This is a genomic window from Bartonella sp. AC329YNZD (assembly GCF_042196685.1).
Lineage (GTDB): Bacteria > Pseudomonadota > Alphaproteobacteria > Rhizobiales > Rhizobiaceae > Bartonella.
In genome coordinates this window covers 28,896-43,754 of record NZ_JBHIQS010000002.1, presented here as the reverse complement: position 1 = coordinate 43,754, position 14,859 = coordinate 28,896, and the positions used below count along the sequence as shown (strand labels likewise).

12 protein-coding genes and 1 pseudogene are annotated in these 14,859 nt (G+C 37.3%); 8 read left to right on the top strand and 5 right to left on the bottom strand.

Translation table 11 applies throughout. From position 1 onward, the window contains the following. The first annotated feature begins 318 nt into the window (after positions 1-318). The 5 genes and pseudogenes from ACFIMW_RS01440 to ACFIMW_RS01420 all read left to right on the top strand — a co-directional run bounded on the left by ACFIMW_RS01440 (position 319) and on the right by ACFIMW_RS01420 (position 5,055). Positions 319-1,533 carry an aspartate aminotransferase family protein gene (locus ACFIMW_RS01440; protein ID WP_375607982.1) on the top strand — a complete coding sequence of 405 codons (1,215 nt, stop codon included), beginning with the start codon at positions 319-321 and terminating at the stop codon, positions 1,531-1,533. Then, a complete protein-coding gene (gene argF, locus ACFIMW_RS01435) occupies positions 1,530-2,465 on the top strand; it encodes an ornithine carbamoyltransferase (RefSeq protein WP_375607862.1) in 936 nt (311 codons plus the stop codon). Before ACFIMW_RS01440 ends, argF begins: the two co-directional genes overlap by 4 nt. A gap of 36 nt (positions 2,466-2,501) precedes the next feature. After that, a complete protein-coding gene (locus tag ACFIMW_RS01430; RefSeq protein WP_375607861.1) occupies positions 2,502-3,503 on the top strand; it encodes an Hsp33 family molecular chaperone in 1,002 nt (333 codons plus the stop codon). Positions 3,504-4,427: 924 nt separating this feature from the next. Then, a pseudogene (locus tag ACFIMW_RS01425) lies at positions 4,428-4,762 on the top strand (replication initiation protein). 167 nt (positions 4,763-4,929) lie between these two features. After that, positions 4,930-5,055 carry a hypothetical protein gene (locus ACFIMW_RS01420; protein ID WP_375607981.1) on the top strand — a complete coding sequence of 42 codons (126 nt, stop codon included), beginning with the start codon at positions 4,930-4,932 and terminating at the stop codon, positions 5,053-5,055. A 938-nt stretch (positions 5,056-5,993) separates the two neighbouring features. Here ACFIMW_RS01420 and ACFIMW_RS01415 read toward each other — a convergent pair. From ACFIMW_RS01415 to ccmA, 5 genes are read right to left on the bottom strand one after another with little or no spacing between them, the layout of a single operon-like run. Further along, the gene (locus tag ACFIMW_RS01415; protein ID WP_375607860.1) at positions 5,994-6,602 is read right to left on the bottom strand and encodes a DsbE family thiol:disulfide interchange protein; all 609 of its coding nucleotides are present in this window, start codon (positions 6,600-6,602) and stop codon (positions 5,994-5,996) included. Beyond that, a complete protein-coding gene (locus tag ACFIMW_RS01410; RefSeq protein WP_375607859.1) occupies positions 6,577-6,828 on the bottom strand; it encodes a hypothetical protein in 252 nt (83 codons plus the stop codon). The genes ACFIMW_RS01415 and ACFIMW_RS01410 overlap by 26 nt, the downstream gene beginning before the upstream one ends. Then, the gene (locus ACFIMW_RS01405; protein ID WP_375607980.1) at positions 6,816-7,595 is read right to left on the bottom strand and encodes a heme ABC transporter permease; all 780 of its coding nucleotides are present in this window, start codon (positions 7,593-7,595) and stop codon (positions 6,816-6,818) included. The genes ACFIMW_RS01410 and ACFIMW_RS01405 overlap by 13 nt, the downstream gene beginning before the upstream one ends. A gap of 46 nt (positions 7,596-7,641) precedes the next feature. Then, complete coding sequence (gene ccmB / locus ACFIMW_RS01400; RefSeq protein ID WP_375607858.1) at positions 7,642-8,307, bottom strand: heme exporter protein CcmB; 666 nt, start codon at positions 8,305-8,307, stop codon at positions 7,642-7,644. An 11-nt stretch (positions 8,308-8,318) separates the two neighbouring features. After that, positions 8,319-8,930 (bottom strand): heme ABC exporter ATP-binding protein CcmA, encoded by a 612-nt coding sequence (gene ccmA / locus ACFIMW_RS01395; protein ID WP_375607857.1) that lies wholly within the window; start codon positions 8,928-8,930, stop codon positions 8,319-8,321. A 296-nt stretch (positions 8,931-9,226) separates the two neighbouring features. Between ccmA and acnA the strand changes: the two genes are divergently transcribed. From acnA to dnaA, 3 genes are all read left to right on the top strand, one after another. Next, a complete protein-coding gene (acnA, locus tag ACFIMW_RS01390; RefSeq protein WP_375607856.1) occupies positions 9,227-11,914 on the top strand; it encodes an aconitate hydratase AcnA in 2,688 nt (895 codons plus the stop codon). Positions 11,915-12,139: 225 nt separating this feature from the next. After that, entirely contained in the window at positions 12,140-12,406 is a 267-nt protein-coding gene (rpsT, locus tag ACFIMW_RS01385; RefSeq protein ID WP_375607855.1) for a 30S ribosomal protein S20, read from the top strand. A gap of 713 nt (positions 12,407-13,119) precedes the next feature. Further along, positions 13,120-14,691, top strand: coding sequence for a chromosomal replication initiator protein DnaA (gene dnaA / locus ACFIMW_RS01380; RefSeq protein ID WP_375607854.1), 1,572 nt, complete (start codon positions 13,120-13,122; stop codon positions 14,689-14,691). Positions 14,692-14,859 lie beyond the last annotated feature (168 nt).

Below are 14,859 nucleotides of genomic sequence, written 5' to 3'. Positions count from 1 at the left end.
TATTATATTGTAAATTACAATATGCACTCACTCTATGACAAGAGTCTTTACCTCTTGAAGAGTTTATTTAGAATGTTTTCCCCAACTTGCAAATCAATCATAGGTTAAACTTTCACTTTTGTTTAAGGTTTTTTCCAAAATGCTTATTTGTAGAACCTTCATTGACTTTTTTTCAATTGGTGTAATGATCTATTCCATAGGTGTAATCATTAATCGCAATGAAAGTTGAAAGCACCGTAACGAAATGTACCATGTTGTTTTATTTATAGTGTTGCTTTGTATATATATTGAAAAGGTTAAAATATAAAGGAAATTATGATGGACACCATCTCTGTACAACCACTTTATGAATGCTTCGCACGACGAAATTTGCATTTTGAACAAGGGCATGGTGTATGGCTTATTTCCGATAAAGGAGAACATTATCTTGATTTCACATCTGGCATTGCTGTTAATGCATTAGGGTATTCACATCCAAAATTGGTTGATACACTCAAAATACAAGCTGAAAAGCTTTGGCATGTTTCCAATCTTTTTCAATCTCCTGAACAAGCAGCTCTTGCTACGCGGCTTTGTGCAAATAGTTTTGCAGATAAGGTTTTTTTCTGCAATTCAGGCACTGAAGCATTAGAATGCGCATTTAAAACAGCGCGTCATTATTACTATGCCGCTGGTCATTCAACACGCATTGAAATAATTACTTTTGAAGGGGCATTTCATGGACGTACACTTGCAGCACTTGCTGCGACTGGGCATGAAAAATATCTTGAAGGCTTTGGACCTAAAGCTGGTGGATTTATTCAAGTCCCTTTTTGTGATGAAACCGCTTTGCGTAACGTTATTAATAAAAATACCGCCGCTATTCTTATTGAACCTATTCAAGGAGAAGGAGGAATACGAACGGTCCCTCATGAATATTTAAGATTTTTGCGCAAAATATGCGATGATAATGGTCTGTTATTGATTTTAGATGAAGTCCAAACGGGTGTAGGACGAACAGGAAAGCTTTTTGCCTATGAATGGAGTGATGTCACGCCTGATATTCTTACCCTTGCAAAAGGACTAGGAGGTGGATTTCCATTAGGTGCTTGCCTTGCAACGGATAAAGTTGCAAAAAGTATGACACCTGGGACGCATGGATCAACCTTTGGAGGCAATTTGCTTGGAATGGCTGTAGGAAATAGTATTCTTGATATTTTGTTAGAGCCAAGTTTTCTCAACCATATTCAGCGTATGGGGGATAAATTAAAAAATGGACTTTTGCACATTCTCAATATCTATCCTGATATTATCTGCGCTGTTCAGGGGATGGGGCTTATGATGGGCATTCAGTGTGTTGTGCCTTCAAATCTTGTTGTTAATGCTTTGGAAAGTGAATATCTCTTAAGTGTTGCTGCCAACAATAACGTTGTGCGCTTATTGCCTCCTCTTATTATCAAGGAAGAAGAAATAGATGAAAGTTTGCGTCGTATTGAAAAAGCAATTTCTTATCTTTCGAAAATAAATAAGGACAGACAAATATCACACACATGACAAATGCTCTTCGTCATTTCACGGATTTATCCATTTTAACGCCAGCAATGGCACGTGCATTAATCGATTATGCAAAAATCCTTAAAGCATCTTTTAAAGCAGGAAAAGGTTCAAAACCTTTTATAGGTAAAACGCTCGCGATGATTTTTGAAAAACCATCCACACGAACCCGTATTTCATTCGATATCAGTATGCGCCAGCTTGGGGGAGATACAATCATGCTCACGGGCTCAGAGATGCAGCTTGGTCACAGTGAAACTATAGCTGACACGGCTCGAGTTTTATCCCGTTTTGTGGATATCGTGATATTACGAACAACAAAACATCAACGTATGCTCGAATTGGCACAATATGCACAAATTCCTGTCATTAATGCCCTTACAGATGATACACATCCTTGCCAAATTTTAGCAGATATCTTAACCTATGAGGAACATAGAGGGCCAATTGCTGGCAAAATATTTGCATGGATGGGAGATGGTAATAATGTGCTCCATTCCTTAATTGAAGCTGCAGCTCTTTTTGGTTTTCATTTGCGTGTTGCCACACCAAAGGGCAGTGAACCACAAGAACAATTTGTACATTGGGCACGTGAGCGGGGAGCGCATCTTATGCTAACCCATAATCCCCAAGAAGCGGCTCAAGATGCTGATTGTATTATGACCGATACATGGGTCTCCATGGGACAAGAGTTTCGTGCTCGCAGTCATTCTATTTTTCAGCCTTATCAAGTCAATGAAGCTCTCATGAAATTAGCAAAACCGGATGCTCTTTTTATGCATTGTCTTCCTGCTCATCGTGGTGAAGAAGTGGTTGATTCTGTGATTGATGGACCGCACTCCGTTGTCTTCGATGAGGCTGAAAATCGTCTTCATGCTCAAAAAGCAATTCTTTCTTGGTGTTTACAAGATGCATTTTTCTCTCCACAATAGCCTCTCTACAACAAATTATATAAAAAAGGTAAAGCTATGAGTGAACAAGCTAAGGATGAAGCCTCTCTCAACAACAACTTCTTGCATGAAGATGATAGTGTTATTCCCTTTCAAGTTGAAGAACTTGATATCCGTGGACGTGCCGTACAACTTGGGGAAACTTTAAATTCTATTCTCACAAGACATCAATACCCTGAACCGGTTTCTTATCTTCTAGCAGAAGCTTTACTTTTAACGGTTCTGATTGGAACTTCTCTAAAACTTACGGGAAAATTTATTCTACAAACCCATTCCGATGGACCGGTTAATATGTTGGTGTGCGATTTTTCGCCTCCTTCCAGTTTACGTGGATATGCTCATTTTGATAAGGAACAGCTTAAACAAGCCATAGACAATGGTCAAACCTTTTCAGAAATACTTTTAGGAAAAGGCACTTTAGCTTTCACAATTGATCAAGGTCCCCACATGCAACCCTATCAAGGGATAGTTGCATTAGAGGGATCAAATTTACAAGAAGCTTCTCGTATTTATTTTGATCAATCAGAGCAAATTCCTACCGATATTCGTTTGGCTGTTGCCATATTAATTAATCGTGATCAACAAGGAAAACCGCAGAAAAGTTGGCGAGCTGGAGGTATTTTGACCCAACTTTTACCCCAAGAATCGTCTCATCATAAAATAGATGCTCCTCATCAAAAGCGAGAAGAAACGAAAACTCATACCCAATTGGATAACCAATGGCAGGAAGCTAAAATACTCATGAAAACGATTGAAAGTTCAGAATTAACAGATCCCCAAGTGGGTAGTAAACAGTTATTGTTTCGTCTTTTTCATGAACAAGGTGTTAGAGTTTTTAATTCTTTTTCTCTTGTCGATCAATGTTCTTGTTCATGCGAAAAAATTAAAGGAATCCTAGAAGGATTTCCTATTGATGAACGCAATAAAATGGTTAAAGATAACTATATTTCAGTCACATGTGAATTTTGCTCAAAAACGTATCGTTTTACACCGCAAGAATTTCTAGAAGAAAAAACATAATCAAATATTTTTCATAAAAAATGATGATTGCAACAAAAGCTTATTTTATTCACGTCATAAAAGTTTAAGCACAGCTATTATGAAACTCTAGAATATTTCTTTTCTTAGCTTTTTTCGATGTATGCTAATGATCTTTCTTTGACAATCAGTATTTACATCATACAGGACCTTCAATATACTAATAAATTGGTTTATAATGATAATTTATCGTTTTGCATGTTGAATTAGAGCTCTGAATATTGTAGAGTTCTCTCATTGCAAACTTTTTTATGTTGCATCAATTAGAATCGCTTGCTTGCACATTACACGTAGGGTTGGCGTGGGGGTAAAAGCACGAAAAAAGGCGTAAAATGCCTCTTATGAATCGTTTCAAGTGCCAAGGCTGTGTCGTAATATCCAAGATGTGGCAAAGTGTGTTATGATAATGACTTACAACTTTTATATTAAGATATTAAGCGTAAAGATGGTGGTGCTCTATAAAATGGCATGCATAGCATGGTGAAACCGGATGTTCTTACTTACAAGTCTGCATTATTATATTTTTCAACTTAAAATATTGCCAATTATTTTCATGTTTAAACGATTCATAAAAGGTACTTTTAGCCTTTTCTTAAACATTTTTTTAGTTCAACATAGAGAAATTTGAGAAAATCTCATAGTATTCGGTGTTTTCATTTACTAGAAAAAAATGGTAAATTTTATTAAAATCAATATCTTGTAATGATTAAAAGCATCTTTTTTCGAGTGTTTTCCACAGGTTGAACAGTAGAAAAATAATTAAAATACGTTATAAAAATTTCACGACATACACACTTAAAAAAAGACGCATTCATGCAAAACATAGAAAGAAAAAATACCTAAATTAAAAAAGATAAGTATGAAATTGTTAATCTAGAATGCACCAGTAGCAATAGATGAATCACAATGCAAAACGCATTAATCTGTGCTGGATACAGACTAACTCTATCCGAAAAAAGAATTATGATGATAGCTATTTCTAAACCTAATAATACTAAATGCGCACTGCCTATGAAGCATTTCAAAGTGCCTCTAAAAAATTATATCAACGATCTATTGCGTTTTATGAACCCGCTTACATTCGCAAAGGTAAATCTATCTCTTCAACAGAAGTTAAAATGAGGTGGGGTAGGCAAGAACACTATCAAAAAGATGAAGGATGGGTTGAACTTTATTGGTGGCTAAAATTAATACCGTATTTAACGAATATCAAAAAGCAATTTATTAGCCTATCAACTTAAACAGGTCTCAGCGCTCCATTCTATCTATTCATGGCGTTTATTAGAATTATTAACGCGCTTCAAAGATTCAGGTACTGCAAGTATACAATTGATGATTTTTGTATTTTAATGGATTGCACAGAAAAATAATGCCAAAACTTTAATAACATTAAACGTCGTATTATTGAATCAGCCATTACAGAACTAAACAAAAAGATGGATGGAAAATTGACTGGAAGTCCATCAAAACTGGGAGGAAAGTTACAGCAGTTGAGTTTAAATTTAAAAAAGATCCGCAAGGGAAATTATTATAATAAACAGAAACAAATATATCCAAAATCATAATATTTTGAGAAGTTTCTTATAGCTACTAAAATCGAGCAAATATCGTTTTTTCGATATGTATTTTGTATCTTAAAATTACGTTTTAAAATAAAACATATAATTGCACCTTCAAAAATCTTTCAAAGAAAGACATTTTCAGGAGTGTATAAATAAAATGTGCTTTTTTAGTTTGTGATGTTTTTTTAAAATGATCTTTATAAATTAAAATTGTCTTTTAGGCTAAAAAAAGCTTTGTGAGAGCCTTTCAGTTTTAAAACGTGAATTTTTATTTCATTGAATGCATTGTAGGGTTAAATTTAGCGTCAACAGAGATTTTTTTATTTGATTATGATTTGGGAACCGCATGAGAAGGACAAAACAATCTGTTTTATTTTGGATCAAGGATGCCATTAGGTGCCTTCGTAGATGATTCCTTTATCCTAAAAATCTAGGATTGTTAGCTCCTTCGATAAATGCGGATTTGAGCTCATGGTTTTTGTGAATGTACAGAGATTTTGAGAGATGTTAGTCTCTCACTTTATTGATGTATGTACGAACGAAGTGAGTTCTATATCAAAATTTGACTTACGTTTTATTCTCTCAGATATGCTGAATATTTATGCGAATAAATTTAATGATGCTAGTTGCGTAACGCTACATTACACATCTTATCGCTGCCGTCGATTTTTTTAAAAATAAAACCTTTCCAAAAAGCTTCTTTAATTGACAATTAAGTCATTTTTTTGAAAAATTTGGAAAAATATTATACATTTTAAACATACTTTGAAATTAGATGTTGTTAAATTACTTTCTTCTATTGATGCTTTTATTCTAGTAGAATTTTTCTTTTCAAAAAGGAACGGTTTTTCAGTTAAAAGATCTATAAGTCTTTAACATAATTTTCGTTTTTCTTGTTTTTTATTTAAAATCAATATGTCGATATTTTATTCATCTTCTGTCTTATCGCTTGTTCAATTTTTGGTAGAATTTTTTTTTGATAAATTTGCCATGTTAAGGGACCAACATGTTTGGCAATAATAATACTCTCTTTATTCAAGAGAAAGGTTTCTGGTGGTCCATACACCCCCCAGTCAATAGCTGTATATCCTGAATCATCAAAGCCAATAAATTTAAAAGGATTACCAAAACTGTTTAAAAAGCGCAGGGCATTTGCTTTGTTATCTTTATAATTAATGCCAATTAGATCAAAACGTTTATCTTGTGCAATTTTCATAAGAAGAGGATGCTCTTCGCGACAGGGTAAACACCAAGAACCCCAAAAATTGACCAATGTGACACGTCCTTTAAACTGTTTTGAATTGAGATAACTTGCTTGATCAAGGAGAGGAAGATAGATATTGGGGGCAGGCTTTTTAGCCAATGCGTTTGGGAGAAGAGCTGGATCTTGAGGGTATTTTTTATCCATAAAATTGAAAAAAAACACCATGAGCAGAAGAAAAAGCACAAATGGTCCAAAAAGAACAAACAAAACAGGCAAAGATATATTTTTTTTAAGTTTTGGAAGGATGTTTTTCATTATACTTTTCTTTTTGTGACAGCTCTTTGTTGTTTAGCTGTTGGAGAATTTTTTTTTGGTAGAGGGCTTTGCAAAGAATATATCCAATAAGACAGAAGAGGGATATTGCAGAAAGCACATAGCTTAAAACAACAATTTGCTCGTGTTTAAGGGTTCCAAGGAAAAAATCAATTTTCTGAGATAGATTTCCTAAAAGTCCGCTTTGGATGCCATTTAGATGGAGCATGATGAAGAGTCCTGTTGTTGTGCACGACGGGATTTTTTCATCTGAAGTATTTGGATATAACGATGATTGATTTCATTTCGCATAGCCATCAAATAGAGCGTAATAAACATAAAGATGAAACAAAAGAGCATTGTTATAAGGGGCCATAACATAGCATTGTCGATTGTTGGTCCTCCAGCACGTAACAATGATGCTGGTTGATGCAATGTATTCCACCAATTAACAGAAAATTTAATAATAGGGATATTAACAAATCCAACAAGTGTAAGAATTGCAGTAGCACGCGCGGCTTTTATTTGATTGCCGAAAGCTTGTCCAAGCAGGATAATAGCAAGATAGATAAAAAGTAGAATTAAAACTGATGTTAACCGAGCATCCCAGACCCACCATGTTCCCCATGTAGGTCTCCCCCAAAGTGCTCCTGTCATGAGAGCCAAGGTGGTAAAAATTGCTCCAATGGGCGCCCCGCATTTGAGTGCCACATCAGCAAGATGATATTTCCAAATCAAATTTCCTAATGCCGCGGCACTCATCGTTATGTAACAGAATGTAGACAACCACGCAAAGGGTACATGAAGGTACATAATTTTAACAGTAATTCCCTGTTGATAGTCGTCAGGGGAATGCATCACAAGAATCAACCCAAAGATAAGAAAACACAATGTTATGCTGGCTAACAAAGGCAAAATCATTTTGCTTATTTTCATGAAACGGGTAAAACTTATAGGGAGTGACCTCGTTTTATATGTGCGCATTATTTCATTCATAAAATTCATAATAGGCATAGTTTTGCTATGCGGCAATCATCTTTTATTATTCTGATAACAGCTTAAGTGTTATAGCGGCCACAAAAGAGCTAAAAAGACTCAAAAAAAGTGAAAAAGCGCCAAGAAGAGCTAGGGATGTAAGAAAAGAGGCATTTGGGTTTGTTGGAGCTGTAGCAGCTGAAACACCAAAAATCATAATTGGAATAATCCATGGCAAGATAATGATGAAAATAAGAAGGGTACTTTGCAACAATGAGGTTGCCAGTGCTGCTCCTATAGCGCCAATAAAAATAATGGCTGGTGTTCCGCATAAAAGGGTAAGTATTGTTGTAAAAATTAGCGTGACATCTAAATGGAGCATGATGGCTAAAATAGGCGTAGCAAAAATGAGCGGAAGCATTGTTCCTACCCAATGGGCAAGGCATTTAGTAAAAACAATTAGTGTAAAACTTTGTCTTTGTCCTGAAAGGATAAATTGGTCGAGATTGCCATCATCACGATCAATTTGGAACAGTTTGTTCAGATTAAGGAGTCCTGCGAGAAGGGCTCCAAACCACAATATACCTGGTCCTATTTGTGCAAGAGTTTTGGGATCTGGTCCAATGGCAAAGGGGGTTATGACAACAACAGCGATGAAAAATAATAGTCCTGTTAGTGAAGAGGCTTGTGGCGCTAATAATAGTTTAAGATCACGCCAGAATAATGCTTTCATTTTATTTTTTCCTAGAGAGGTAAAAATTTTTCCAGAGCGATTTTATGGTTTTCTGGAATACCTAGGGAATTATGAGTCGCTGCAATAATCATACCACCTTGATTGAGATGACGTTGGAAAATACGGGCAAGGAGTTTTTGAGCATGATTATCGAGACCAGATATTGGTTCATCCAAAATCCAAATAGGACGATAGGAAAGTAAAAGGCGGGCAATAGCGACACGTCTTTGTTGTCCAGTTGACAGAGTGTTAAAGGGTAAATGTTCAAGATCAGAAAGACCAATATCGGCAAGGGCTTCATGCACAAAGCGTAAGTGTTGACCGTAAAATTCTGCCCAAAATTGCAAATTATCAATGACAGATAAAAGAGGTTTCATAGCGTTTTGAGGACCAAGGTAATGACAGGCAGTTGCAACAGGGTATGTTTGATTATGGTCTTTAAGGATTATATGGCCTTCAGCAGCTTCAAGAAGACCAACAATGATTCTGAGTAATGTTGATTTTCCGATACCATTTGGTCCACTGATTGTCATAAGTTGCTGTGGAAATAAACAAAAAGAAAGACCTTTAAACAGAATTTCCTCGTTTCTGTAAGCAGCTAAGTTTTTTCCTGATAATACCATGTGATTGCCTATTTTGCTTTTATTTTCATATTTTTATTGCATTATAGAATAAAAAACACGTTTTTTATGCAATTGTACCTAGAATAGTTCTAGAAATAGTTCTATAAGGAATGCCTTACATCAATATCTGGTGTAGAATGGTTTTCAGCGCTGATTTCCGCATTTGCCTATGAGAATGTGGAGGGGGAAATGGATAGCGGAGGTATTGCGTCTGCGCTCAAGCTGCGACCTTGACTCGTAGTTTGTGTTGTTCATTCCTAGAAATTGGGTGGTTTTTAGTATGAGGGTGGACAGTCATGACTCAAATTGATAGCTTTAATTGTCGCAGAACGTTAAATGTTGGTGGCAAAGAATATACTTATTATAGCTTAATCGAAGCAGAGAAGAATGGACTTGAAGGTATTTCTCGGTTGCCGTTTTCGATGAAAGTTATTCTCGAAAATTTATTGCGATTTGAAGATGGTCGAACGGTTAAAAAAGAGGATATCCTCAATGTTGCTAAGTGGTTAAGCGACAAAGGGAGTGCTGGGGCAGAAATTGCTTACCGTCCTGCACGTGTCCTTATGCAGGATTTTACAGGTGTTCCCGCGGTTGTTGATCTTTCTGCAATGCGTGATGCTATGGTCAAACTTGGCGGTAACGCTGAAAAAATCAATCCTCTCATCCCTGTTGATCTCGTCATAGATCACTCAGTTATTGTTGATGATTTTGGCAATCCCATGGCCTTTAAGGAAAATGTTGAGCATGAATATGATCGCAATGGTGAGCGCTATCGTTTCCTTAAATGGGGGCAACAAGCCTTTCAAAATTTTCGCGTTGTTCCTCCAGGAACAGGGATTTGTCATCAGGTTAATCTAGAATATTTAGCGCAATGCGTGTGGATGAAGAAGGAAGAGGGGTGTGAGACAGTTTATCCTGACACCTGTGTGGGAACCGATTCGCATACGACTATGGTGAATGGTTTGGGTGTTTTAGGTTGGGGTGTTGGTGGTATTGAAGCAGAAGCGGCAATGTTAGGCCAACCTGTTTCTATGTTGTTACCTGAAGTGATTGGTTTTCGTCTAACAGGGAAACTTAAAGAAGGTGTAACCGCCACCGATCTCGTGTTGACGGTGACCCAAGTGTTACGCCAAAAGGGTGTTGTTGGTAAATTTGTTGAGTTTTTTGGTCCTGGTTTAGAGCATATGACGCTTGCTGATCGGGCTACGATTGGAAATATGGCACCTGAATATGGAGCAACGTGTGGTTTTTTTCCAATTGATAAGGAGACAGTGCGTTATCTCAATATGACAGGGCGTGATGAAAATCGGATTGCCTTAGTGGAGGCTTATTCCAAAGCACAAGGGATGTGGCATGACGAAATGGGGGCTAATCCTATTTTTAGTGACACAATTGAATTAGATATGGAAACCGTTGTTCCTTCTATGGCTGGTCCTAAACGCCCTGAAGGACGCATTGCATTGGAAAGTGTTGGGCAGGGTTTTGAGAAAGCATTAGTCGAAGACTATAAAAAAACGTTTGGGCAAGATGAGTGCTATCAGGTCGAAGGTGAAGAATATACGCTGAGTCATGGTGATGTGGTGATTGCTGCAATTACTTCTTGTACGAATACATCAAATCCAAGTGTTCTCATTGCAGCAGGTCTTTTGGCACGAAATGCTGTAGCAAAAGGTCTCAAGAGTAAACCATGGGTAAAAACTTCTCTTGCACCTGGGTCACAAGTCGTTGAAGCTTACCTTCAAAATTCAGGTCTACAAAAAGATTTAGATGCGTTAGGATTTAACTTAGTAGGGTTTGGGTGCACGACATGTATTGGGAATTCTGGTCCTTTGCATCCAGCTATTTCCAAAACGATTAATGACAATGGTGTCATTGCAGCTGCAGTTCTTTCAGGAAATCGTAATTTTGAAGGGCGTGTTTCCCCTGATGTGCAAGCCAATTATTTAGCTTCACCACCGTTAGTTGTTGCACATGCGCTCATTGGGACGGTGTGTAAAGATTTAACCAAGGAGCCTCTTGGTGAAGATTCAGATGGTCAACCGATTTACTTGAGAGATATTTGGCCAACTTCTCAAGAAATACAGGAATTTATCGAAGAAAATGTGACGCGTAAGGTTTTTGCTGAAAAATATGCAGATGTCTTTAAGGGAGATGAAAATTGGCAAAAAGTTCAGATCCCTACGGGTTCTACCTATTCTTGGGATGAACAATCTACCTATGTACGCAATCCACCTTATTTTGATGATATGCAGAAAACTCCTAATGCCTTACCAGATATTAAGGATGCACGGATTTTAGGTTTATTTGGTGATAAAATCACGACAGATCATATTTCTCCTGCAGGTTCCATTAAGGCAGCTTCTCCTGCAGGAAAGTATTTAATGGATCATGGTGTTAAAGTAGGGGATTTTAATCAGTATGGAACACGTCGTGGGAATCATGAAGTTATGGTTCGTGGGACTTTTGCCAATATTCGCATTCGTAATTTCATGCTAGGAGAAAATGGTCAAGAAGGAGGGTATACGGTTCATTATCCGTCAGCAGTAGAACAAACCATTTACGATGCAGCAATGGTGTATAAACAAGAAGGTGTTCCGCTTGTCGTTTTGGCCGGTATTGAATATGGGAATGGATCATCACGTGATTGGGCAGCCAAAGGTACCAATCTTCTTGGTATAAAAGCAGTGATTGTGCAGTCTTTTGAAAGGATTCATCGCTCTAATCTTGTTGGTATGGGCATTGTCCCTTTTGTCTTTGAGGAGGGGCTAAGTTGGAAATCTTTAGGCTTAAAGGGAGATGAAAAGGTGACAATTGAAGGGATTCATAACTTGAAACCTCGTCAAAAGACATTAGCGACAATTACTTTTTCTGATGGTACGGTAAAAACTGTTCCATTGTTATGCCGCGTTGATACTGAAGATGAGCTGGATTATTTACATCATGGTGGAATTTTGCAATATGTCTTGCGTAAGCTAGCCGTTTAAATACCTTTGTTTGTTGAGGAGTGTCTTTAAACTATAGAACTATAAAGTTGCAGATAAAAGATTTTGGCTTCGTTTTTTATCTCTATCTTTGAAAATTTAATTGACGTTGGCTTTGAGATTGCGCTATAAGCCATACAGTTATAAGCAACTTTATAGTTTTGCTTTTGTTAGTAGAGTTGTTATTGAGACTCATTTTACCGAGGTATTGAAAGAGAGATTATATTTATGGCGAATACACCTTCTGCTCAAAAAGCGGTGCGCAAGGTTGCAGCACGCACACAGGTTAATAGGGCCCGCCGTTCACGCGTTCGTACTTTTATGCGTAAGTTTGATGATGCTTTAGCTGGTGGCGATAAGGCGTGTGCAGAAATTGCATTTAAGAATTTTGAGCCTGAGATTATGCGTGCGGTTTCTAAGGGGGTTTTTCATAAAAATGCTGCTGCACGGAAAGTATCGCGTTTAGCTAAACGTTTGAAGGCTTTCAGCGTTTAAGCTTTTTCTTTTTTATTGGGAAACAAGCCAGTATCCGTAAGGACACTGGCTTTTTGTTTTTTGTTTCAAAAAGCTTCCATTGAAAATAAGAATCGGCAACGATTCTCTTCTTTAAAAAGGAGAGAAAGTTTATAGAGGGAGTAAGGTTATCCACAAGCTTTGTGGATTTTTACAGAGTCTTTTTTGTCAAGCATTTTATTTTTTTTTTTTTTAATCTGAAGAGATTCTTTAATTGTTAAGAAATTCGGAAAAAAAATGAGTTGAATCAATTATTTTTCTCATTCCTCATTGATATAAGCATTTTAAAAGCGTTTTTTGGGGGCTTTTGATTGTATTTTGACCTCTTGCATTTTACCTCTGCTGTTTTGTATGGTTCCTATGAGGACTAAAAAGCATGAAGGGGTCATATCAGCGCATTATCCTGTATTTTGTTGGATACAAGATGCTTTGGTTTAGGCTTTTCGAAGATTTTGTGTTGGATAGGTTTTCTGATGGTTTTTTAGTTTTCATGATTGGTATGTTTACCATTTTAGAAGGGTGGATCATATCGGTTGAGTGCAAGTAAATCTTATTGGTCATCTTTGTTAATGGGGTTGTAATGAGGCTACCCTAGGGGAGGATGAGGAATCTTATTGGGGGTAGGGCGTTTTGCCTTCGCTAGGTTTATTTTAGCTGTTTGGCAGGACAGAATTTTGTTTTTATCAGGATGAAAGATGGTGGATAAATTGAACTCTAAAGCTAGTTCCTTTAAAAGGGTTTCGGTGAACATTCTGCCGGCAGAGAATATAATAAAGAATAGGATAATGGGTGGTGAGGGGACTGTTTGTAAAAATGCTTCTATAGATCCCTCTCTTGTTTCAGAGGAGGAAGGTGCGGCGGCTTTTGTCCGTGTTATGGCACAATTAAAGGTGCAGGTTGGTGTTGAGGCTTATACCAGTTGGTTTGGTCGTGTAAAGCTTGCTGAATATAGTCATACTCTTGTAAAGCTTTCTGTTCCTACAGCTTTTTTGCGTTCATGGATTAATAATCACTATGGTTCTCTTTTGACTCATTTATGGAAGCAAGAGAATTCGGCGATTCTTCGTGTTGAAGTCATTGTTCGCGGTATGGAACGTGTTTCAAGAGAAGTCATTTGTAAAACAAGTGCACCTTCTGTTGTGTTGCAGGAGCAGGCGGCTTCATCTTTTGTTGAGAGTTGTGCAGAGCATTCAGTCAAGAGTTCTCAGACTGGGGTTTTTGGATCTCCACTTGATTCTCGCTATACTTTTGAAAGTTTTGTTGAGGGGGCTTCTAATCGTGTTGCTTTAGCGGCTGCACGTTCAATTGCGGAGGGGCATAAAAGCGCTTTGCGTTTTAATCCTCTTTTTATTCATGCATCTGTTGGTTTGGGAAAAACACATTTGCTTCAAGCGATTGCGGCTTCTGCATTGAAGCGTTTAACATCTGCACGTGTTATTTATTTAACTGCTGAATACTTTATGTGGCGTTTTGCAACAGCTATTCGTGATAATGATGCTCTTTCTTTTAAAGAACAGCTTCGCGATATCGACCTTTTGATTATTGATGATATGCAGTTTTTGCAGGGAAAGTCGATACAACATGAGTTTTGCCATTTGCTTAATATGTTGCTTGATAGTGCAAAACAAGTTGTTGTCGCTGCAGATCGTCCACCAGCAGAATTAGAATCGCTTGATCTTCGCGTTCGATCTCGTCTTCAAGGAGGGGTCGCACTTGAAATTGAAGCACCAGATTATGAAATGCGTTTACAAATGTTGCGCCAGCGGTTAAAGGTGGCACAACAAGATGATGGCATGATATCAATCTCTGATGATATCTTGGAATATATTGCCAAAACGGTTTTAGGGTCGGGACGTGATATTGAAGGAGCATTTAATCAGTTGTTATTTCGTCAATCTTTTGAGTCTAATTTATCTTTAGAACGGATTGATGAGTTATTAGGTCACTTGACACGTCCTGGAGAACCTAAGCGAATTCGGATTGAAGAAATTCAGCGTACGGTAGCGCGCCATTATAATGTTTCTAAACAGGACTTGTTGTCTAATCGCCGAACACGTACGGTTGTGAAGCCACGGCAAGTTGCGATGTATTTAGCAAAAGTATTAACTCCTCGCTCATTACCAGAAATTGGACGCCGTTTTGGTGGGCGTGATCATACAACAGTTTTACACGCTGTGCGTAAAATTGAAGATTTGGTTTGTGGTGATCAGACCTTAGCTAAGGAACTTGAATTGCTTAAGCGGTTGATTGGAGAACAGGCTGTATAATGTTTATCGTTTCTTTCTTTGGAGAAACTTTAAAGGATTTAATAAAAGGATTTGTTTTTTCTTATGCAGTAGTGGCTTGTCATTTTAAGAGAGGTTTAATAAACTCTATTAGGCGATTCTTTAAAGAGGATCTGTCGTTTTAATTCTAAAGAATTCTTATAGTTTTTG